Source organism: Spirosoma fluminis, assembly GCF_054778895.1.
On sequence record NZ_BAAGZD010000004.1, the window covers coordinates 923,981 to 945,345 of the forward strand.

The following is a 21,365-nucleotide window of genomic DNA, read 5'->3' on the forward strand; positions in this document are numbered from 1 at the left end:
CGGCTGTTAAGTTCTTGTCGCTGACCCGCCGAACCCTCTCTTTTGCTTACTTTTGCCCTCAATTTGTTGATTATAGCTCACTAAGGCCGATTGTGTGACGGTGGGTTAACGCGTTTGTTCTCCTGAATTATGTCTTCTTTATTACGGATTGCCTTACAAAAATCGGGTCGGCTGAGCGAAGACTCGTACCAGCTTTTTAAAGAGTGCGGGATTCGCTTCGATTACGGCACCGGAAAGCTCAAATCGGTTTCGTCGAACTTCCCGGCCGAGTTTCTTTTTCTGCGCGATGATGATATTCCGGGTTACGTTGAAGATGGCGTGGCTGATCTGGGTATTGTCGGTGAGAACGTAGCGGTCGAAACCGGCCGACCCGTCCAAACGGTCCATCGGCTGGGCTTCTCGAAGTGCCGCTTGTCTATTGCCGTGCCCCGCGCCACCGATTGGAAAGGCATTCAATACCTGGATGGGAAAAACATTGCGACCTCGTACCCGAACCTGTTAGGGAAGTATCTGGCCGAACAGGGCGTAAACGCTGAAATTCATGAGATCAGCGGATCGGTGGAGATTGCCCCCAGCATTGGGCTGGCTGAGGCCGTCTGCGATATTGTTAGTTCGGGCAGTACGTTGCTGAGCAATGGCCTGAAAGAAGTTGAAACGATTTTTCGCTCGGAAGCAATTCTGATCGCCCGTCCTGAACTGGAAGCCGACAAACAGGCGTTAGTGGAGAAACTGCTGTTCCGGATCAAATCGGTGCAGGCGGCTAAGAACAACAAGTACATTGTACTGAACGCTCCCAATCACGCCCTCGATCAGATTACGGCGTTGTTGCCCGGTATGAAGAGCCCGACGGTAACGCCCCTGGCTACGGAAGGCTGGAGTTCTGTGCATTCCGTATTAAACGAGAATGAGTTTTGGGAAAACATCGAAGCGATTCGGACTGCCGGTGCCGAAGGTATTCTGGTCATTCCGATTGAGAAAATGATTTACTGAACTAGTATATAGAAGTGAGGAGAGAGAAGCGAGAATGCTCTGCTAAAGCGACCGAATGAATTCTCTCTCGTATCTCCTCGCTCCACGCTCCTTTTAAAATGAAAATCATTCCCTTTCCCAGCCGTACCGAATGGCCTGCTCTTTTAGCCAGGCCCGTGCAGTCGAACCAGCAGATTGAAGCGACGGTCGCGCCGATTCTGGCGCAGGTAAAAGCCCGGGGCGATGCGGCCCTCGTTGAGTTTGCTCAGAAATTTGACAAGATCGACTTGGCCCAGTCTGGCTTGAGCGTTTCGGAAGCGGAACTCGATGCCGCCGAAGCGCAACTGAGTCCGGAACTCAAAGCGGCCATCCTGCAGGCGTACCGGAACATCCGCCTGTTTCACGAGCGGCAGCGGCAGCCCATCGAAAAAATCGAAACGATGCCGGGCGTTACGTGCTGGCGCCGGAGTGTGGGCATCGAAAACGTTGGCCTGTACATTCCGGGGGGAACCGCTCCCTTGTTCAGCACAGTGCTTATGCTGGGCATACCGGCCCAATTGGCAGGATGCCGTAAAATTGTTCTTTGCACGCCCAGCAATCACCCGGCTATCTACTTTGCCGCCAAGCTGGTGGGCGTCACAAACGTGTTCCGGATTGGGGGCGCCCAGGCCATTGCCGCTATGGCGTACGGTACCGAATCCGTGCCGCAGGTTTATAAACTGTTTGGTCCGGGCAATCAATACGTAACGGCCGCAAAAATGCTGGTTGCCAAAGAAGGCGTAGCCATCGATATGCCCGCCGGTCCGAGCGAAGTCGCCGTATACGCCGACGACACGGCTGTGCCTTCGTTTGTGGCCGCTGACTTGCTCTCGCAGGCCGAACACGGTGCCGATAGTCAGGTGTTGCTCGTGTCGACCAGCAAACGGTTGGTTGAACTGGTCAATCTGGTTCTGATTACCCAATTGAGTAAACTCTCCCGGCAGGATTTGGCCGTTAAGGCGTTACAAAACAGCAAAATGATTCTGGTGGAAAGTCAGGCCGAAGCGATTGATCTGCTGAATGCGTATGCGGCCGAACACTTGATTCTTAGCGTTGACAATGCCGAAGCCGTAGCCGAGCAGATTGTAAATGCCGGGTCTATTTTCCTGGGGAACTACACGCCCGAATCGGCCGGCGATTACGCATCGGGTACCAACCACACACTGCCGACCAACGGCTTCGCCCGGGCCTACAGTGGCGTATCACTGGATAGTTTCGTGAAAAAAATTACGGTGCAGCACATTACGCCGGAGGGTTTACAAAACCTGGGTCCGATCGTTGAGGCCATGGCAGAGGCTGAATCGCTCGACGCGCACAAGCGGGCTGTGAGTCTGCGACTGGCGAGTCTGGCCGAAGCGAATCCGGCCTGATTTTGTTATTTTGTCCCAAAAGGAGGAACTGTTATGAGTCAGCTATTGATCGAAATAGATACGCCAGCGGATGAAGCCTTACTGCGGGCGTTGTTACCAAAATTAAACGCACGAGTTGTCGAAGAGAAAGCCGTCCCGAGCGATCAGGCAAAGAAAGAGCAATTGAAGGCTTTTTTCGATACGGCCGAGAAGATAGCGGCTAGCGGAGGGGTTGGCGAATCGTTTGGCGATCCATCCGAGTGGCAACGGGAAGTACGTAGCTGGGATCGGGTATTAGATGGCCGGGAGGAATGATTCTCGATAGTACTATCCTAATTTATTTCGTTGAGCCCAATTATGAGACCTTACGGACGTATCTGCAAGCACAAGAAGATACATTGTATTTTTCCTTAGTCACTAAACTAGAAGTATTAGGTTATCATAAACTCAAACCGGAGCATAAGATCCAACTTGAGCAGTTATTTCTGAATGCTTCAATGTTACCCATCAGCCAGGAGGTCATTACGGAAGCCATCCGTCTGCGCCAGCAGCGTAAACGTTCGCTGGCCGATTCAATCATTGCGGCTACAGCGTTGCTGTATTCGTTGCCAGTTCTTACCCATAACGTAGCCGACTTCACCGATATTGATGGCCTGCAACTCATTGCGCTGGCTGATATTCTGAATGCATGATTGACCTTTCTTCTCTGCGCGTTGGTACACAGGACTATCACTCCACATGAACAATACAGCAAGTCAGAGCTGTCCTGCGCATCTCACCGTATTCGTTTAAAAATGGTGAAGAGACGGTTCTGTACATCTTCGATCTATGAAACACCTCGCTGACTTACTGCTTCTTGGCGACCCGCGGCTGTACGAAACCTGCGAACCCGTTCTGGAATCGGAGTTGCCACTGGTTGCCGGTTGGGTTGCCGACCTGCACAACGTAATGGAGGAGATTCGGGCGAAGTACCAGTTCGGGCGGGGGATTGCCGCTCCGCAACTGGGTATTATGAAACGGCTGATTTATGTGAATGTTGACCGGCCGCAGGTGATCATAAACCCTGAATTTGTTGCGGTAAGCGACGAAACCGAGGAACTTTGGGACGATTGCATGAGCTTTCCCAATTTACTGGTACGTGTGCGTCGACATCGTTCGCTGACAATGACCTACCACGACGAATATTGGCAACCCCACAACTGGCACGTAACCGACTGGGCAATGTCAGAGCTCATTCAACATGAATACGATCACCTGAATGGCGTATTATGCACCATGCGGGCGGTTGATCAACAGGCGTTTCGCTGGCGGCCAACACCGGATGAACGGGGCTAGCCGATGACTATTTCAATACGTTTACTGTCAAGATTTTTATGTTTAATCTACAAGCGCTTCTTCGTCCACACATCTTTACGTTAACCCCCTATTCATCGGCTCGGGATGAATACACGGGAAAGGAGGGTGTGTTTCTGGATGCGAACGAAAACCCAATCGGGTCCACTACAACCGGAACGTATAACCGGTATCCTGACCCGCATCAGTGGGCCATCAAGCAGCGTCTGGCGCCGATAAAAGGCGTTCGACCCGAGCAGATTTTTCTGGGAAACGGCTCCGATGAACCCATCGACCTACTGGTGCGGGCTACGTGTACGCCGGGCGCCGATTCGATCCTGATTATGCCGCCCACTTATGGTATGTATGAGGTTTCGGCAGCCATCAACAACGTACATATCATCCGGATTCCGCTTACGGCCGATTTTCAGGTGGATGCTGATGCAGTGTTAGCTTCCATAACGCCAGCCACAAAGCTGATCTGGCTGTGCTCACCGAATAACCCATCAGGCAATCTTTTGCAGGCTGATGCAATTAAAGCGATACTTGAAGCGGCTGGGCATTCGCTGGTCATTGTCGATGAGGCTTACATCGACTTCGCCGACACCCCTTCCTGGACAAACGAGCTGGATACGTACCCAAACCTGGTAGTGTTGCAAACGTTTTCGAAGGCCTGGGGGCTGGCGGCTTTGCGGTTGGGCATGTGTTTTGCCTCCGAGGAATTGATTCAGGTGCTTAACAAGATTAAGCCGCCCTACAACATCTCCGCGCCGACCCAGCAACTGGCGCTCGGAGCCCTGGAACGCGAAGCGGAAAAGAACGAGATGGTAACCCAAATTTTGGCCGAACGTCTCGTTTTGGCGGAAAAACTGCGTTCTTTGCCTGCTGTGCGGGTCGTGCATCCGTCGCACGCTAATTTCCTGCTCGTACAGTTTGAGGATGCCAAAGGAACGTTTGAACACCTCATTGAGCAGCAGGTGATCGTGCGCGATCGGTCGAACGTAAAACTGTGCGATGGGTGTCTGCGTATAACCGTCGGTACACGATCCGAGAACGAGCGGCTGCTCGACGTGTTACGAACCATGAGCCACACACCGGTTACGGGCGATTTGCCGTTAGGAACAGGAGAGGTGGCCACCCGGCCGGAAGTAGTATCAAACGCCTAACTGGTACGCATAGAACGAAGCGGAACAGACGGCAAATATCAGTCTATGAGAACACTACGTATAGTTGCGCTGCTGGCCATTTCGGGCTGGCTGCTGATGCCCAGTCAGGCACGGGCGCAATACAACAACTGGTCGGTCGGTTTCCGCATCGGTGAACCCGCGGGCGTAAACATCCGAAAATACTTCGGAAGCAATCACGCATTCGACCTGAATATTGGTACGTATGGTGGCCTGTACGGCAATCGGCGGAGCTACCGTTCGGGTGATTACAAAAGCGTTGGGCTGGCGGTTCAGGGACATTACATCTGGCATAAGGCGTTAACCAGCAGCGAGAGTCTGCGCGGGTATTATGGCTTTGGTGGACAGATCAATACACGTCGGTACTACGCCAACCGGCTTGCCAGCGTGGGCCAGTACGAGAATGCGTTATCCATTGGCGGATCGGGCGTGGGCGGCCTGGAGTATTTCCCGGCCAACAAACCGTATTCGTTCTTTCTGGAAGGCGGTCTCTACGTCGAACTTCTTCAGGCTCCGTTTTTCCTGAATCTGAATACAGGTTTAGGGTTGCGGTATAATTTTTAGGAAGGGAGAAAAGGGAGGAATGGGATGAAGGAACAAAAGCGCTTGCGCATATCATCCTGTCCCTCTATCCCCTCTCGTCCCTTTCTTCCCTCTCATCCCTTTCCTCCACATGTTCAAGATCTACAGTTCTTCGGCTGGTTCGGGTAAGACTTACACGCTCACCAAAGAGTACCTTAAACTGGCACTCCGGCCCGACGCGCGCGACGATTACTTTCGGCACATCCTGGCCGTTACGTTCACCAACGCGGCCGCCAACGAGATGAAGAATCGGATTCTGGAGCGGCTGCGCGAGATTGCCGATGGTAAGCAAATGCCGCTGCTCGATGATCTGGTTAAGGAACTGTATGCGCTGACCCCGGGGGAAGATGCCTTTGAAATCGCCAAACTTGAGGTGCGTAAGAAAGCCGAGTCCGTTTTTAAAACCATTCTGCACCGCTACGCCGATTTCAGCGTCACCACCATCGACTCGTTTACGCAGCGGGTCGTTATGGCATTTACGGATGAACTAGGGTTTCCCTATTCGTTCGAAGTCGAGATGGAAACCGACGAAGTCCTCGAACTGGCGATTGATAACCTGATCGAAAAGGCCGGAACCGAGGAAATGGACGAGATCACGACCATTCTGGGCGAATACTATACGCACACGGCGGCCGAAGGAAAAAGCTGGAACATGCTTCCCGAACTGCTCAAAGAGTTTGGCAGAAATTTAACCTCCGATCAGTTTTACGAGGCCGTTAGCTCCGCGCAGGAGCTGTCACCGACGGCGTTACGTACTATTCGACTACAGTTGCTGGAGTACAACCGCCAGGCCGAAACCGATATCGTCGGGCACGCACAGCGGGCCTGGAAGCTGGTCACCGATGCGGGGCTGGACGAAACGGATTTTGCCTACGGAGCGTCGGGTGTGGGCGGTTATTTAAAAGCAGTTGCCAACGGTGAATACCGAAAAGAAGCCGGGGCGCGGGTGAACAATGCGGTAAACAACGGCGATTGGTACGGCAAGAAAACGCCCCAGCCCGTGAAGGATATAATCGACGGCATGGCTGCGGAGCTTAGCGACTGTATCGAGCAGATTAATGGCATTCGGGAGGAGCGTGGCAAGCAGATGGTCCTGTTCGACTGTCTGCTGCCTCATTTGCAGAAACTAGCCTTACTGAAGCAAATGCGTGTGGAGTTCGATGAGCTGCTCCGCAAAGACGGGCGCGTGCATATTTCCGAGTTTAATAAAAAAATTCTGAGTATTGTCGCTTCGGAACCCGTGCCGTTCCTGTACGAACGGTTGGGTACGAAATACAACCATATCCTTATCGACGAGTTTCAGGATACGTCGCGGCTGCAGTTCGCCAATCTGCTGCCGCTCATTGAAAACTCGCTCGGGGGTGATCATTTCAACCTCGCCGTTGGTGATGGCAAACAGGCCATCTACCGCTTTCGGGGGGGCGATATGGACCAGATCGTCGCGCTGCACCGGAAGGATCTTACTACGTTGAAAGAAGCCCATAAGCCCGGCTCGTGGACCGCCGATCGGATCGACATGCTTGATGGCCACATTCAATCGGCACTACTGACGACCAACTGGCGGAGCGCAGAGCCGATTGTGCGTTTCAACAACGATTTCTTCGAGTTCACCGCCCGCCGGTTTGAGCACCAGCACCCGAAACTGGCGGATGTTTTCGACGTTAAGCAGGAGTTTCATCAGGTCGCGCAGGCCAACGCTCGTACGGAAGGGCACGTACAGATTGATTTTGTGGCTAGGGACGAAGCCCAGGTTAAGGATCTGACTACGATGATGCTTGAGAAAACGATCGAGCATCTGGAGCGGGCCATTGCTGAAGGATATCAATACGGCGATATCGCCATTCTTTGCCGGAAAAAAGGGCAGGCAAAAGCCCTGGCCAACGAACTCAACGCCCGGCAAATTCCGCTGGTGTCGGCCGATTCGTTGTCGCTGGAGTTTTCTGATCCGGTGAAGTGGCTCATTACGTTGATGCGGCTGCTTCAGCAACCCGATCAGAAGCTGCTCCGCTACGAACTGCTGTATTTATTCCACCGGGTGGTGCAGGGCGTCTTCCCCGACGATGCACTGACTGAAAAGATTCGGAATGTTGCGGAAGGGGAGATTGGCGGCATGTATGACTACCTCGGAGCGCAGGGCTACCCCCTCGATCCGTATGCGCTGGGGCAACTGAACCCCTATGAACTGGCCGAACGCCTGACGGCTCAGTTTCATCTGTTCGACCAGGCCGAACACAACCCGTTCCTGTTCCGCTTCCTCGATGAAGTGTTGACCTTTAACCAGAAACGCAGCGGGCACTTAAGCGATTTTCTGCTGTACTGGGAAAGTGTCCGGCAGAAGATTTCGGTGGAGGGAAACGCGCGGAATGCGGTTAGTATTCAAACCATTCACAAATCGAAGGGGCTGGAGTTTCCGGTCGTTATCATTCCGTTTGCCAACTGGTCGGTTGAGCCCAACCGAAACAGCTCGATCTGGCTCAATCTATCGGAGATCCGGGCCGATCTCCTGGCGCACGAAAGCCACACTGGTGAGGTAACCCGACTCATGGCGGCACCTGTCGTGGCGAGCAGTACGTTGACAAAAACGCCCGAACCCGTAGCGGCTCAATATGAGGAGGAGCTGACGCGGACTTTTCTCGAAAATATGAACCTGCTTTACGTAGCGTTCACGCGGCCAACCGATCGGCTGTACGTCATTGCCGAAGCGGCTGACTTTACCAAAGGGGGGAGCCAGAAAGACGTGAGCTACTGGCTGCATTCGTTCCTGCGCGATAGTGAGGTTGCCCGTTCCTGCGGCTATGCCTGGCAGGAAGGCCAGTTACAGTACGAAATATGCCAGTGCGCTGACGGTAGTTCGCATTATCAGGTTGATGCTGTCGATGAGGAGATAGTGCTCGATGAAGTGATTAGTGGTCACCGGGGACAGGATTTGCAGTTACGTCGGCAGGCCGATCGGGTGTTCGACGTCGCTACGTTTGAGCGTACCCGCGAGCGCGATCGCAAGCTCGGCGCGGCTCTGAGCCTGATTAAAGGACCCGGCTGCATCGACAAAACGCTTCGGCAGCTGGTCAGCGAAGGGCTCGTCCGGAGCGTCGAATGTGCGGACCTTAAACGGAGTCTGCTGACCATTGTGACGCACCCGAACCTGGCCGATTTATTCGACCCAACGCTACGTATCGACACAGACCGGAGCATTTTAAGCCGTACGCGCATTCATGGTGCCCCGCATCGGGTCGTGCATTACCCCAACGGAAGCGTTGTTTTGGTTCAATATGAATCGGAAGTCGCGTGGCAGGCTAGTGAATCCGCAACTACCTACGACCCCATTAAATCCCTGAAATATTTTACCGGCTTATACCGCGAGATGGGCTTTCATGAAGTGGAAGGCCGAGTTGTGTTTCTATCCGACGAACCACAGGTCGTGCACGTTATGTAAGCCATTAACCCGTTGAATGTTGAGACAAAAAACCTTATTCGTTTCCCTGTGGCTTACTGTGCAGTCACTAATTGGCCTGGCGCAGTCAACTGATGCCACGCAGCTTAGTAACTCATCACCGTACCAGCTGAAAACAGGCCGTGAATTAACTGCCTTAGGAGTGGGTGCGGTAACCTTCGGTGCATCGCTGGCGCTGACGAGCATTATTGATCCGCTGACGGCCGCTGACATAGTCACGCTGAATCGGGCGGATATAAATGCCTTCGATCGCAGTGCTGCCAATCACTGGTCGAAAGGCGCCGATCGGCTCAGTGACGTAACACTGGCGGGGAATATAGCGCTGACGGGCCTGTTGACCATAGCCGCACCGAAGATGCGCCAGGATGTAAAGACCATTGCCGTGATGTACGTGGAAACCATGCTCCTCACCAACGGAGTCAAGGGGACCGTAAAAGCCCTTACCCAACGGACCCGGCCTTTTGTCTATAACCCAATTGCTCCGTTGGACGAGAAACTGGAGCGCGACGCCCGCCAGTCGTTTTTCTCTGGCCACGCGTCCAATGCGTTTGCTACGGCAGTGTTCACGGCGGAAGTGTTTCGGCATTATTTCCCGCACTCGCGGCTGAAGCCGGTGGTATGGGTCGGTTCGCTGGGGCTCGCCACGGCCACGGCAGTGCTTCGCTACGAAGGCGGGCTGCATTACCCTTCCGATCTGTTGACCGGGGCTGCCGTTGGTTCCCTGCTGGGATGGGGGATTCCGAAACTGCACGAAGTGAAAAATCAGACCGAACTGGGGCGACGGCTGGATGTACAGCCTTGGAGTACCGGAACTGCCAACGGAATCTCTGTCTGCCTGATGGTGTTCTCGCGTTAGATTCGCTGCGCAATGACCAAAATTACCGACCACATTCGGGCTGCCAATGGCAAGCCCATCTTTTCCATTGAAGTGATCCCGCCGATTAAAGGGGATAATCTGAAAAGCCTGCTCGACAACATTGAGCCGTTGATGGAATTTAAGCCGCCGTTCGTCGATGTTACGTACCACCGCGAAGAATACATCGAACGGCCCTTACCCGATGGCACCATCCAGAAGATTGTCACCCGCAAACGCCCCGGTACAGTCGGCATTTGTTCGGCCATCATGCATCGCTTTAGCGTTGACCCCGTGCCGCATGTGTTGTGCGGAGGGTTTTCGAGGGAAGAAACCGAAGATTTTCTCATTGATCTGCATTACCTGGGCATCGACAATGTCCTGGTGCTGCGGGGTGATCCGGCCAAGCCATTTACGACCTTTAAGGCCAAAGAAAACGGGTACGCATACGCCAGTGAACTGGTGGAGCAGGTGGCTAACATGAACCAGGGAATTTACCTGCACGAAGAAGACACACCCCTGGCTCCGAGTGGCTTCTGCATTGGCGTAGCGGCTTATCCCGAAAAGCACTTTGAAGCGGTCGACCACGACATCGACTTCTACTACCTGAAACAAAAGGTCGACAAAGGAGCGGACTACATCGTGACGCAGATGTTCTTCGATAACCGGAAGTACTTTGACTTCGTCGAGCGCTGCCGTCAGCACGGCATTCGTATCCCGATCATTCCTGGCCTGAAACCTTTGAGTACGCGCAAGCAGCTTCAAGTGCTGCCCAAAATCTTTCATCTCGACATGCCCGACGACTTAGTCCGTGCCGTTGAAGCCTGCGAAAACGACCAGCAGGCCCGGCAGGTCGGTATCGAGTGGAGTATCCAGCAGTCGCGCGAATTGCTGGCGGGTGGCGCGCCCGTGCTGCATTTTTACACGATGGGCAAATCGGACAACATCACCAAAATTGCCAGGGCGATATTTTAGCTCAGGCGATCTTGCCGGAGTTCACGTAAAAGTCGGCCAGTAACGACAGGAAATCGTCTTTGCGCCGACGCGATACTTCCACTTCGGAGTTGTCGCTCAGCCACACCTGTCCGCCGTCGCCTTTAACGTACCGTTTGATATGTTCGAGATTCACGATGTTGGACTGGTGAACCCGGAAGAAATAATAATTATCCAGAATCTCTTCGTATTCTTTCAACAGCCGGGATACCACAATGGATTTACTGGTAGTGAGGTGAAATTTTGTGTAGGAACCCAGCGATTCGCACTGGATGATATCGGCCATCTGCACGAAATGAATCCCTTCGGCGGTAGGCAGGGCCAGGCGCTGATTGGCGTTGGGTGTACGCTTTTTCAACTCCGAATGCCGGGGTTCGTCGATGTGCTCCTGCAATATTTTCAACTGCTGCTGATCGACGGGTAACAGCTTTGTTTTAAACTTACCGATGGCCGACTGAAGCTCATCCGGATCAATCGGTTTGAGTAAATAGTCGATGGCGCTGAATCGAAACGCGCGAATGGCGTATTCCTGGTAAGCGGTGGTGAAAATGACCCCAAAGTCAGCTGTAGGGAAGCTGGACAAGAGATCAAAACCCGTTTTCCCGGGCATCTGAATGTCCAGAAAAACCAGATTTGGGTGCTGTTCATGGATCAGGGCAATCCCTGAATCCACATTTTTCGCTTCGCCACAGATAACCACATCCGGGCAAACTAGTTGAAGCAGGTTCGAGAGGGCCTGGCGGGCGTTGGTTTCGTCGTCGATAATAACGGCACGTAGCGGATTCATTGGTTCAGGGCGTTTCAAGGGGAATAGTCATGACAATCTGGGTGCCCGCGGGGTTATTGTCGGCATCGACCAGGTCGATTACGGCCAGGCGGGCGGTACTGTCTTTATGGCGCAGCGACTCAAAGATGCCGTTGGTCATTTCCTGTCCTCGGGAAATGTGCCCCTCCCGGCGGGGCGAAAACGCCCGACCTACGCCGTTGTCTTCGATGGTGCAAATGATGTGCTGCTGGTCAACCCTGGCCGAAATAATAAGCCTTTTCTCGCCTTCTTTCGGCATCAGGCCGTGCCAGATCGCGTTTTCGACGTAAGGTTGCAGGAGCATGGGCGGCAGGAGCGTGTTCAGCAGGGCGTCGTCATCGGCAATGTCAAATTCGTAGCTGAACTCATGGTTGAAGCGGAACGACTCGATCTCGACGTACATCCGCAACGTATCGATAATCTGCTCGAACGGCAGATATTGGTGGTTCGAATTCTCCATGATCCGACGAACCAGCTTTGAGAATTTTGAGAGATACTTCGCCCCTTCAATGCCCTGGTTTGTCAGCAGGTAGTTCTGCACCGAGTTCAGCGAGTTGAACAGAAAATGCGGGTTCATCTGCGATTGCAGGGCCTTCAGCTTTAGCTCGGTCATCTGTAACTCCAGCCGGTTGCGTTCGGCCAGGGTGTATACCCGCCAGCGCATAATGCTCACCAGAATACCCGCCACAAGTAGCCCGACCAGACTTCTGAACCACCAGGTGCCGGTAAAATGCGGTTTAATGGTCAGCGGCACGATTAAAGGTGCAGCGCTCCATTCGCCAAAACTATTACTCGTTTTTACCCGTAGCCGATACGTTTTGGCCGGGAGGTTGGTGAACGATACCGTATTCTTGGTGCCAAGGTCTACCCAGTTATCATCGAAGCCTTCGAGCTGGTATTGATACCGGTTCTGGGAGGCTGGCTCGAAATTCAGCGACGAAACACTGAAGGTAAGCGCGTTTTCGTCGGGGTTGACCGTGATGCCCTGGGTCGGATTCCCGACGTAATAAGTTCCTTTAACCTCAACGGAGGTGATAACAATTTTGGGAGCGCTTTTTCGGACACTTAAGGTGTCGAGGTTCAGGATGTTGAGGGTATTGATGTGCCCAATCAGCAGTTCGCCCGACTGAGTTTTCAGAAAGCCAACCGGGTAGTTGCTGTGCAGTCCCTCAATTGTGGTCAGGTATTTTAGTTTCCGCGTTTTCAGATTGGCGATATGAATTCCCTCGTTGGTGCTGAACCATAAGTTGCCCAATTTGTCTTCGCAGATGTTCGAGCAATACGTATCTGCCAGTTTATCGTGCTTGTATTCGAACGTAGCCAGAATCGCACCCGATGCCGAGACTTTGTTGACCCCGCCCCAGCTAGCCACCAGAATCGATCCGTCTTTCGCCCGCTGTACGGCGTTGATACAGAGTCCACTCAGCGGTTTTCCTGTATTGATGGAGAGTTCATTGATATTAACAAACCGCGACTGAGCCGGGCGCGACGGCCGTTCGTCGAAATAATATAACCCATTTGGGCAGGTGGCGACCCAGATTTTTCCGTCGGCTCCTTCGGTGATCGATTTTATGTAATTGTTATGGCATAGCTGTTTCCCCGTCGAACTGGGCCACAGCTTCACTTCGGCATAGCTGGCTGGGTCAATCACTTTTAGCCCTTCGGTCAGATTGGCGATCCAGAACCGCCCGTGCCGATCCAGCAGCCCGTCCCGGAACTCGACAGAGGTAAACAGCCGGGATACGGCCGGTACAGTCACGAAATTGCCTTGAGCGGCATCGCCAAAAAATACGCCTTTATCGGTAAACGCAACCGGACGGTTCTGTATCCAGCGGAGACTGTAGGTGTAGGCATTGGTCGGGTATGAACGCAGCTTAAAAAGGTTTGTCGATGGCTGCCAGTCCAGAACGCCCGAGTGCGAAAGCCCCAGCAGGTAATTTCCGTCGGGCTTCTGCAGGGGACTGGTCAGTTCAACCGGTAGTCTGACGGCGCTGGCGGGGACATCGACGGTGTGAATGCCTGAATTGCGGTACCGGTATTTGAAAAGGCCCTCCCGCGTGCCGATCCAGAGAATGCCGTTCTCTTTATCGTCATACATATCTTTGACGTGGATGCCTTTGTTGTAAAATTCCGGTACGTGGTATACCTTGCCCTGCGCCGGATAATACAGGCTAACGCCTTTCTCTGTACCAATAAACAACAGTTTCCGGCCATTCTCATCGATCGACTCCTGCCCGCAGATGACGTTCTGATTCTCGAAACCGGCGGCCAGAACCGAAAACGACCTATCATCGGGCGAAAATCGAACCAGTCCCTGGTCATACCCGCCAATCCATATACTACCTTGCGCGTCTTCGAAGGCTTTCTCCAGCCGGATTGGCCGTTTATTCTTGGCCAGCCGGGCTTCGCGGCCGATGATGCAGCTCAGTTGGTCGGACCGGCGGTCGTACTGGTAAAGACCGATCTCGGAAATTACCCAGAGCCGATGGCGGCTGTCTTCAAAAAAAGTGGCATCCTGGTGCACGTTGTCGGCCGAGGAAAGGGCGTAATTGCGAAGCTTTTTCTGACGCGGATCATACCGTTTAACCGATGTATAATCAGACATCCAAACCTGATTATACGAATCGACAAAGACCCGCTCATGCATGTCATTCGTCGGGTCCTTATCTTCATAATTATTGCGGAGTAAAGTTCGGGCTGTCAGCCGCCCGGCATCAATGGCGCACAACCCTTCTGTCGCAATGGAAGCATACACCGTACCGCCCGAGTCGAGTGCGATGCTGGAACAGTAGCCGACTTTTAAGGTCTCCAGCCGCTGAAACGTATAACCATCATACCGGCAGATGTTCCGGCCGGTGCCTACCCACAGGAAGCCCTGTTTATCCTTTTTCGTACACCAGATGTCATTAGACGGTAATCCTTCTTTAGTGGTCAGGTGTTCGAGGGCCAGCGTAGGCATCTGTGCGCTGACGGTTCCAGCTAGCAAAAGCTCCAGCATAACCCAGAAAAAGCAGCGTAGATACCTCATGAGACATAACCAGGCTAATTAGCCTGTAAGGACGTATGAACTAAGGATTTAGAGTGGAGCGCTGTAAGTTAGTGCGTAACGGGTTCTGGATCAGCCGCGCTCTTACTTAAAGGTAAATCTGCAAGTTGGCCGTAGCGGACGAACTCGTTGGTCGGTTGGTTTTCCGGGAGAATCGGCGCGTCTGACTTTATATCCGGAGCGCAGCTAACCTAACCAGGAAAACGCTTGCCCGTTACGGCCGTTGAAAAAGTTGCCCGATGCGGCTGACGACACGCGCTGGGTAAAGGGTTCGGGAAAGGAACTGTCGGGTATCGTACACGACCCGGCCATTTTCGTCGGTCAGGTATTCGAAGAACGTCCCCTGGTGTGTCTCAATCCGGTAGTTACCCAGCAGCAGCCAGCCCATACTGCCCAGTACAAAAAGAAAAATGGGTAAAACCAGCAGATAAACCGTAATTGTAAGCTGGCGTTGGTAGCTGGTGACCAGCCACACGGTACCAGAAGCTGAGTTGAAAAAAATCGGTACTACGTCGCCGGGCTGCACATTCGCAAACGTATCGTTCCATCGGCCAACGGTTTGCTGACTAATTCGGCCTTTACCGCTTCGGTCGGTGAAGCGCAACCGGACACGGGTAGTCATGAACTGGGTCGACCTATCAATTACCGTGGCCTGAGTGAAGGCGCTACGTTCCTTTATCTCGTTGAGCGAGCGAAAATGGATAAACCAGCCACAACACAGACTAATGCCGATAAGGAAACATACTGAGAACAGCCGGAATCCCAGCGAGTTATACCTCCGCAACACCAGTGTATAGAACATTATTAACCCCGCTCCCAAACCGAGTAGTTGCCAGTATTTCATTACGGTGGACATAATTGATTACCTCCTTAAACCTACGAGTGCCAGAACTGTCAAATGACTGGGCTGCATATATGGCAGCTTCTGATTCAAAAACGGTGCCGTTTGACTTATGGACGGTTTGCTGACTGCCTCGTATTGGTTGTGCGCTGATTTATATTAGTCGTTGATCGTACTCATTACGTTAGTTGGTCATACGCCACAGATCGTCCGGCATTTGCACAAACTTCTGGTTTGTGAGTAGTCTGTTGCCTGTTTAGTTAGGCGGATTTGGGTAAAGTATGGGGGGTAAACTGTGATGGACACAGCATTGCTCCTGAAGGCCTGAATAAACGTAAGCCGCTATGTCGAAACAACTTAGAGTATGCGCATACACTAATTTTTCCGAGTCCTATCAGCATCTGCCTGCTATTTTCGTTATTGAATAAGCATAAACCGACAGTGCATCCTTTAGTTATGTATAGATTTCGCCCGGCGCTGCTGCTTTTACTGGTAGCCATACTGACAAGCTCGTTCTCGCCCAAATCGGACAATCCGGATGCGGTGGTAGGGAAGTGGCTTAGCTCAAAGAAGAAAAATCAGGTGCAGATTTACAGACAGGGTACCAGCTTCTATGGGAAGCTGGTCTGGATGCAGGAACCCAACGACCCGTCCACAAACCGCCCAAAGGCAGACGAAAAAAACCCCGATGAAAAGCTGCGGACACGGCCACTGATCAACATGCTAATTATGACCGATCTTCGCTATAAGGGCAATAATGTCTGGGGGGATGGATTAATCTATAACCCTGAAGATGGAAAAACCTACGGCTGCCAGGTAACACTTAAGGACGCGAACACGCTCGATGTGCATGGGTACGTATTCGGCATCAGTATGCTGGGTAAAACCCGTACCTGGACCCGGGTAAAATAGATTTTACGAAGAGAAAAAGACGTAAGACGACACTGTCAGCAGGCTTGCGGCTCAACTCGTATGTCTTTTGTCTAACGTCTTTTTCTGTTAATGTCACCGAATCAGGGTTACGGGCCCTTTAAACGTTCGTTTGCTGGTGGTCAGCAGGTAGTAGTACGTTCCGGTTGGCGCGTCGGTACCAGCCCAGCGGAACTTCGGGTCTGTGGACGAAAACACCGTCTGCCCCCAGCGGTTGGTGACCTGAATCGACCTGAACTGTTCACTACAGGCATTTTCCGGCAGATCTTTCACCGTAAAATAGTCATTCATCCCGTCGCCGTTGGGCGTAAATACGTTCGGAACGGTTATCTCCGCGTCGACCGATGGATCTTTCAGACGAAACGTAACGGTCGTTACAGCCTGGTGATTAGGCTGGCATGAACGGTCGTCTACAACAAAATCCACTACGAACGTTGCTTCACTTCGCCCGGCGAGCAGTTCGCAGCTGGGCCGCCAGCTAAACGGTGATTGCAGAAGAGGAGCGCCCAGCTTATTGATGAACGACATGCCCACGCCCTTTACGTCAAATCCCCGACCGACACCCGTAAGCTGCAACGTATCTCGGTCGGGGTCGTTTCCAAGCACATCAAAATCGACCTGCCCGTCGGCACCCGTCGGACTAACGATCATATCAACAGTTTGCTGCGCCAGACTTGTGCGTACATTGGGGGGCTGACTGGGCAGCCCTTCAGCCGCGAGTCGGACGGTAATGGTGTCGCGCAGGTTCCGGCTGCACCGATTGTCGGTTACAATAAAATCGACCAGGTACTCCGGCTGAGTCGCCTGCGAACAGGTTGGTTTCCACACGAACGGCTGGGCGACTTTACCGATACCCGTTGCTGAAGAAAACGACATCCCCGCCTGAGCCAGGGAGAATCCACGCCCGACGGCCTGAATGCTGATGTTGTCATTATCCAGATCGTTGCCAAAGGCGGTGAACGTTAGCGATGAGCCGACCGAAACCCGGCTCTGGTTATTTGTCAGGTTTGTGCTCGCTACCGGTTTATTGTTCGGGCCGGGAATGATGTTCAGGCGAATGCTGATGGTGTCGCTTAGTCCTTGCGGACAGCCATCGTCACTGGCCCGGATGAGTAAGGTAAACGGGCGGCCATCTCCCCCCACGCATTTGCCAAAGCAAAACTTGGCCTGCAACGTATCGCGGCTGGTGCGGGTAAGCAGTTCACCCGGTGCAACGGTCAGACCGGGCAGCGATCCACTCATGTTAATGATCTGAATGCGCTGGTTGGCGTTGGGATCGGTGATGTACAGATTCAGGCAGTTTGTGTCTTGCTCGGCAATCGTCAGCACCGTTCCTTCTGCGTAAAACGCTTTCTGCCCTTCGGTACGTAGCAGCAGCCTGGGCGGATCATTTTTCTGACAGTCGAGCACCAGCACTTGGTAGTCGCGCCGGACGCGGCCAATGAGCTTACCAGCCCGGTATTCGCCAACTTCGACCGAAAAGACGAATAAGCCAATCCGGTCAGGCGTTACGTTCAGCAGGCCCGAACGTGCGTTGATGCGCAACGGAACCGTACCCGGAATCTGGTTGGCGGCTGAAATACCGTTTATCCAGCGAACCGGCGGGTAAGGCCCCGGCGCAAAATAAGGCGGTACGTTACGGTTCAGCGCCCCTGGGTTTGGGTCGAGCGTGGTACTGAAGCCATTAAAGGGCGTCACCAGGGCGTAACTCAGGCTGTCGCCGTCGGCATCTTTCGCGCTGAAATCAAGCGTAAACGGTTGGCCGATACAGGCGTAATCGCCTTTCGGAATGGCAAACACCGGAGACGAGTTGTTGACCCGTGTTTGGCCGTTCACGATCGCCGGAAATTCGAGATAAAACGTTGAGCCTGAGCCACCGGGATTGTCAATGTTCACAATCGTGCGGTTGCGGCAGCAGCGTTCCCAGGAGATGTAGTAGCCATTCGGATCATTAAACACGTTCGGATCGAGCGTCAGATCGACACTGTGGCGAATCAGGCGGGTGCTCAGACTGCCGCTGGTGCAGGCCGGTCGGGTATACGGTACGTATTCGCTGCTGATTCGGTTAAGGGGCACGTAGCCAATGAACTGGTTATTCCGTTTGGCAAAGATCCCCACCGTCACCCGGCCGTCATCCGCGCCGGGGTCACCGTTCACATCATCGAAGTATAGGTTAAGGTTGATGCGATGCGTAAAGGCACTCTGCGCACCCAGATAGCGCAGTTCAAGTTCGCCCCCAACGATGTGCGTGGCAAACGTGAACTGACTGATGGTCAGTAAAAAGCTGGTTACTAAAATCGTTAACCGCCAGACACGGTAGACGTTGGACATAGAGAGAAACGGTTCGTAATTGGGCTCGTCCGAAAACGGCTGCTTAAATTAGCAGTTTTTTAGGACTTATGCGTAGGAAGATCCATAAAACACCCGAACGGTTGGCAGGCATGCGTATCGATGCTGTAGCTGCGGAAGGGAAGTGTATAGTACGTACTGACGAAGGTGTCATCTTTGTCGAAAATCCCACCGGAGGGCCCGGTGTTGCGCCCGGCGATATTGTTGATCTGCGCATCACCAATAAGAAAAAACAGTACCGCGAGGCAGTTGCGGAACACATTCAGGAACGGTCGCCCGTACGAACGGAGCCATTCTGCGAACATTTCGGTACGTGTGGCGGGTGCAAGTGGCAGCACATCCGGTACGACGAACAACTTAGCTTCAAGCACCAGCAGGTAGTCGATCACCTAACCCGAATCGGTAAGGTCGCTCTGCCGACAATTCAGCCTATTCTGGCGGCTCATCCGACTCAGTATTACCGGAACAAACTGGAATTTACGTGCGCCGAAGGGCGCTGGCTGACGCAGGCCGAAGTGCGAACCGACGAGCCGATGGATCCGAGAGCCGTGGGTTTTCACGTCCCCGGCCGATTCGATAAGGTCCTGCCGATCCGGCATTGTTACCTTCAGCCCGATCCATCGAACGACATCCGGCTGGCCGTGGCCGACTATGCCTTTCGGAATGACATGAGCATGTATAATCTGAAAGTGCATACTGGGTTTCTGCGTACGCTGATTATCCGTACTGCCGATACTACGCAGCAGGTAATGGTAACGTTGCAGGTGGCGCAGGATAACCCCGAGTTGTTGACAGGCTTACTTTCGTTCCTGCGGGATACGTTTCCGCAGATAACCTCGCTGAATTACATTCTGAACACGAAGAAAAACGACAGCTATCAGGATCAGGACGTAATCCACTGGGCGGGGAAACCTTATATCGAAGAGCGGATGGAGCACTTAACCTTCCGGGTGGGCCCCAAATCGTTCTACCAGACGAACGCGCAGCAGGCCTACAATCTCTATAAAGTGACACGTGACTGGGCCGGGCTGACGGGCCAGGAGCGGGTATATGATCTGTACACGGGCACGGGCACCATCGCGCTCTTCGTGGCGCATCAGGCCCGCGAAGTCATTGGAGTTGAATACGTTGAGGCATCGGTGGCCGATGCCCGCGTAAATGCAACGGTCAATAACATTACTAATGCTAGCTTTCACGCAGGCGACATGCGGGATATTTTAACGGACAGCTTCTTCGACCAGCACGGCCGACCGGACGTTGTGATAACCGATCCGCCACGGGCCGGTATGGACGAAGCCGTGACTCGTCAACTGCTCAGCGCGGCCCCTGACCGAATTGTGTACGTTAGCTGCAATACGGCCACACAAGCCCGCGATCTGGGCATTCTCGATGAAGGATACGTCGTTGAACGGGTGCAGCCCGTCGACATGTTTCCCCATACGCACCATGTCGAGAATGTGGTATTGTTGAAGAAGAGAAGATAAGATAAGTAGGGGAGAAAAGAAATAGAGGGAGTAAGGGGGACGAAAGGGATTGACAGATTACTCTTCCTCCCTTTCTTCCACTTCCTCCATCTTCCCCTTCGTTCCTCTATTCCCTTTTCTTCTAAAATTCTAAGTAAGGCGCAATTTTTTCGATCGTTTTGGCGTCGAGAATACGAATTGGTTTCAGCGACTCCGCTGACGTATACGCGCCGTGCTGCTCACGGTAGCTGACAATGATTTGCGCCTGTCGTCGCGACAGAAACGGGTGGCGGTCTAATTCGTCGGCACTGGCTGTATTCACCGGAATCTTGCGGGCGCTGGTTCTGATCTTACCGAACTTAAGTAACTCCTCAACCGCACTCGAATCCAGGCCATACACGTCGCGAAACTGGTCCGTTGAGATAAAGCCGCCCAGCGCATCGCGGTATTTAACGATACGTCCGGCTAACGTAGCACCAATCCCTTTCAGGGCAATTAACTGGCTCGTATCGGCCGTGTTAATATCAAACGGTTGAAGTGCCGGTTTAGCGGGGCGTTCCGCGTAGGTAGTTCGCTCCGCTGATTCGGTTCGGTCAGCCCCGTAACCCGATCGCGCTGACGCGGTGAAATTGCCGCTTTCCTGGCGAGTTCCTGCTGGGCTTGTTTTGAGCGCAATATAGGGTTCGAGCTGTTCGTAGAGATCGGCCGGGAAGTCGTAGATACGTAACAGGTCTTCTTTCTTCCGAAACTGCCCGCCTTTATTACGATACTTTTCAATACGTTCGGCTAACCATTTCGGCAAACCGAGTTGCTGCCATCCGGCCACACTGACCGTATTGGGATCGAAGGTGAATAGTCTGGGTTCGCTGAAGTGCTCGGTAGTGGTTTTTTCAGCAGAACGGCGGTCGCCAAATTTCGGTTGCTTCGCTTCTTCAGCCTGCATCAGCGCGACAAGGCTATCCAGCTTCCGCTGATCGGCGGGGGACGTAGTGACGGGGGACCTGTCGGCAAAGAAACGAGTTAAAAACGGAGCCAGAACAAAGAGCAGGGTAAGAACGAGGAGGACAACAACTCCTCTGGCTTCCTTATGGGACAGCCCGAAGTAGTCGCGCATGAGCGACTGAAACCGTTTGAACATGAAGAATACGGTGGAGAGTTACGGTTTTAAACAGCCAATAT

At 53.1% G+C, this 21,365-nt stretch carries 17 protein-coding genes; 12 read left to right on the forward strand and 5 right to left on the reverse strand.

Translation table 11 applies throughout. The features are described from left to right. The first annotated feature begins 129 nt into the window (after nucleotides 1–129). The 10 genes from hisG to metF all read left to right on the forward strand — a co-directional run bounded on the left by hisG (nucleotide 130) and on the right by metF (nucleotide 10,734). Nucleotides 130–990, forward strand: a complete 861-nt coding sequence (gene hisG / locus ACYVBJ_RS09545) for an ATP phosphoribosyltransferase (protein WP_460982058.1) — start codon at nucleotides 130–132, stop codon at nucleotides 988–990. Between the two features lie 98 nt (nucleotides 991–1,088). Next, complete coding sequence (gene hisD / locus ACYVBJ_RS09550; protein WP_460982059.1) at nucleotides 1,089–2,378, forward strand: histidinol dehydrogenase; 1,290 nt, start codon at nucleotides 1,089–1,091, stop codon at nucleotides 2,376–2,378. A gap of 33 nt (nucleotides 2,379–2,411) precedes the next feature. Continuing rightward, on the forward strand, nucleotides 2,412–2,672 hold the full coding sequence (locus ACYVBJ_RS09555) for a hypothetical protein (RefSeq protein WP_460982060.1): 261 nt from the start codon (nucleotides 2,412–2,414) through the stop codon (nucleotides 2,670–2,672). Further along, nucleotides 2,669–3,049, forward strand: coding sequence for a type II toxin-antitoxin system VapC family toxin (locus ACYVBJ_RS09560; protein WP_460982061.1), 381 nt, complete (start codon nucleotides 2,669–2,671; stop codon nucleotides 3,047–3,049). The genes ACYVBJ_RS09555 and ACYVBJ_RS09560 overlap by 4 nt, the downstream gene beginning before the upstream one ends. Before the next feature lie 136 nt (nucleotides 3,050–3,185). Beyond that, nucleotides 3,186–3,692 (forward strand): peptide deformylase, encoded by a 507-nt coding sequence (locus ACYVBJ_RS09565; protein ID WP_460982062.1) that lies wholly within the window; start codon nucleotides 3,186–3,188, stop codon nucleotides 3,690–3,692. Between the two features lie 38 nt (nucleotides 3,693–3,730). Then, the gene (gene hisC, locus ACYVBJ_RS09570; RefSeq protein WP_460982063.1) at nucleotides 3,731–4,855 is read left to right on the forward strand and encodes a histidinol-phosphate transaminase; all 1,125 of its coding nucleotides are present in this window, start codon (nucleotides 3,731–3,733) and stop codon (nucleotides 4,853–4,855) included. Between the two features lie 45 nt (nucleotides 4,856–4,900). After that, complete coding sequence (locus ACYVBJ_RS09575) at nucleotides 4,901–5,437, forward strand: hypothetical protein (protein WP_460982064.1); 537 nt, start codon at nucleotides 4,901–4,903, stop codon at nucleotides 5,435–5,437. A gap of 109 nt (nucleotides 5,438–5,546) precedes the next feature. Next, entirely contained in the window at nucleotides 5,547–8,888 is a 3,342-nt protein-coding gene (locus tag ACYVBJ_RS09580) for a UvrD-helicase domain-containing protein (RefSeq protein ID WP_460982065.1), read from the forward strand. Nucleotides 8,889–8,904: 16 nt separating this feature from the next. After that, nucleotides 8,905–9,762, forward strand: coding sequence for a phosphatase PAP2 family protein (locus ACYVBJ_RS09585; protein WP_460982066.1), 858 nt, complete (start codon nucleotides 8,905–8,907; stop codon nucleotides 9,760–9,762). Between the two features lie 12 nt (nucleotides 9,763–9,774). Next, a complete protein-coding gene (metF, locus tag ACYVBJ_RS09590; protein WP_460982067.1) occupies nucleotides 9,775–10,734 on the forward strand; it encodes a methylenetetrahydrofolate reductase [NAD(P)H] in 960 nt (319 codons plus the stop codon). Between the two features lies 1 nt (nucleotide 10,735). Here the strand turns inward: metF and ACYVBJ_RS09595 are convergent, their stop codons facing one another. The 3 genes from ACYVBJ_RS09595 to ACYVBJ_RS09605 form a co-directional block, all read right to left on the reverse strand. Further along, on the reverse strand, nucleotides 10,736–11,539 hold the full coding sequence (locus ACYVBJ_RS09595; RefSeq protein ID WP_460982068.1) for a LytR/AlgR family response regulator transcription factor: 804 nt from the start codon (nucleotides 11,537–11,539) through the stop codon (nucleotides 10,736–10,738). Nucleotides 11,540–11,543: 4 nt separating this feature from the next. Then, complete coding sequence (locus ACYVBJ_RS09600; RefSeq protein WP_460982069.1) at nucleotides 11,544–14,555, reverse strand: sensor histidine kinase; 3,012 nt, start codon at nucleotides 14,553–14,555, stop codon at nucleotides 11,544–11,546. A 262-nt stretch (nucleotides 14,556–14,817) separates the two neighbouring features. Continuing rightward, on the reverse strand, nucleotides 14,818–15,459 hold the full coding sequence (locus ACYVBJ_RS09605) for a hypothetical protein (RefSeq protein ID WP_460982070.1): 642 nt from the start codon (nucleotides 15,457–15,459) through the stop codon (nucleotides 14,818–14,820). 441 nt (nucleotides 15,460–15,900) lie between these two features. Between ACYVBJ_RS09605 and ACYVBJ_RS09610 the strand changes: the two genes are divergently transcribed. Continuing rightward, nucleotides 15,901–16,356 (forward strand): DUF2147 domain-containing protein, encoded by a 456-nt coding sequence (locus ACYVBJ_RS09610; RefSeq protein WP_460982071.1) that lies wholly within the window; start codon nucleotides 15,901–15,903, stop codon nucleotides 16,354–16,356. A 93-nt stretch (nucleotides 16,357–16,449) separates the two neighbouring features. Here ACYVBJ_RS09610 and ACYVBJ_RS09615 read toward each other — a convergent pair whose 3' ends face one another. Further along, a complete protein-coding gene (locus tag ACYVBJ_RS09615) occupies nucleotides 16,450–18,705 on the reverse strand; it encodes a gliding motility-associated C-terminal domain-containing protein (protein WP_460982072.1) in 2,256 nt (751 codons plus the stop codon). Between the two features lie 68 nt (nucleotides 18,706–18,773). On the opposite strand from ACYVBJ_RS09615, the gene rlmD reads away from it, so the two are divergent. Continuing rightward, a complete protein-coding gene (rlmD, locus tag ACYVBJ_RS09620) occupies nucleotides 18,774–20,207 on the forward strand; it encodes a 23S rRNA (uracil(1939)-C(5))-methyltransferase RlmD (protein ID WP_460982073.1) in 1,434 nt (477 codons plus the stop codon). Nucleotides 20,208–20,328: 121 nt separating this feature from the next. Here the strand turns inward: rlmD and ACYVBJ_RS09625 are convergent, their stop codons facing one another. After that, nucleotides 20,329–21,324 (reverse strand): helix-hairpin-helix domain-containing protein, encoded by a 996-nt coding sequence (locus ACYVBJ_RS09625; protein WP_460982074.1) that lies wholly within the window; start codon nucleotides 21,322–21,324, stop codon nucleotides 20,329–20,331. Nucleotides 21,325–21,365 lie beyond the last annotated feature (41 nt).

Coding starts and splice junctions, on each gene's coding strand:
- hisG (WP_460982058.1), top strand. CDS start 130: ATGTCTTCTTTATTACGGATTGCCTTACAAAAATCGGGTCGGCTGAGC.
- hisD (WP_460982059.1), top strand. CDS start 1,089: ATGAAAATCATTCCCTTTCCCAGCCGTACCGAATGGCCTGCTCTTTTA.
- ACYVBJ_RS09555 (WP_460982060.1), top strand. CDS start 2,412: ATGAGTCAGCTATTGATCGAAATAGATACGCCAGCGGATGAAGCCTTA.
- ACYVBJ_RS09560 (WP_460982061.1), top strand. CDS start 2,669: ATGATTCTCGATAGTACTATCCTAATTTATTTCGTTGAGCCCAATTAT.
- ACYVBJ_RS09565 (WP_460982062.1), top strand. CDS start 3,186: ATGAAACACCTCGCTGACTTACTGCTTCTTGGCGACCCGCGGCTGTAC.
- hisC (WP_460982063.1), top strand. CDS start 3,731: ATGTTTAATCTACAAGCGCTTCTTCGTCCACACATCTTTACGTTAACC.
- ACYVBJ_RS09575 (WP_460982064.1), top strand. CDS start 4,901: ATGAGAACACTACGTATAGTTGCGCTGCTGGCCATTTCGGGCTGGCTG.
- ACYVBJ_RS09580 (WP_460982065.1), top strand. CDS start 5,547: ATGTTCAAGATCTACAGTTCTTCGGCTGGTTCGGGTAAGACTTACACG.
- ACYVBJ_RS09585 (WP_460982066.1), top strand. CDS start 8,905: ATGTTGAGACAAAAAACCTTATTCGTTTCCCTGTGGCTTACTGTGCAG.
- metF (WP_460982067.1), top strand. CDS start 9,775: ATGACCAAAATTACCGACCACATTCGGGCTGCCAATGGCAAGCCCATC.
- ACYVBJ_RS09595 (WP_460982068.1), bottom strand. CDS start 11,539: ATGAATCCGCTACGTGCCGTTATTATCGACGACGAAACCAACGCCCGC.
- ACYVBJ_RS09600 (WP_460982069.1), bottom strand. CDS start 14,555: ATGCTGGAGCTTTTGCTAGCTGGAACCGTCAGCGCACAGATGCCTACG.
- ACYVBJ_RS09605 (WP_460982070.1), bottom strand. CDS start 15,459: ATGTCCACCGTAATGAAATACTGGCAACTACTCGGTTTGGGAGCGGGG.
- ACYVBJ_RS09610 (WP_460982071.1), top strand. CDS start 15,901: ATGTATAGATTTCGCCCGGCGCTGCTGCTTTTACTGGTAGCCATACTG.
- ACYVBJ_RS09615 (WP_460982072.1), bottom strand. CDS start 18,705: ATGTCCAACGTCTACCGTGTCTGGCGGTTAACGATTTTAGTAACCAGC.
- rlmD (WP_460982073.1), top strand. CDS start 18,774: ATGCGTAGGAAGATCCATAAAACACCCGAACGGTTGGCAGGCATGCGT.
- ACYVBJ_RS09625 (WP_460982074.1), bottom strand. CDS start 21,324: ATGTTCAAACGGTTTCAGTCGCTCATGCGCGACTACTTCGGGCTGTCC.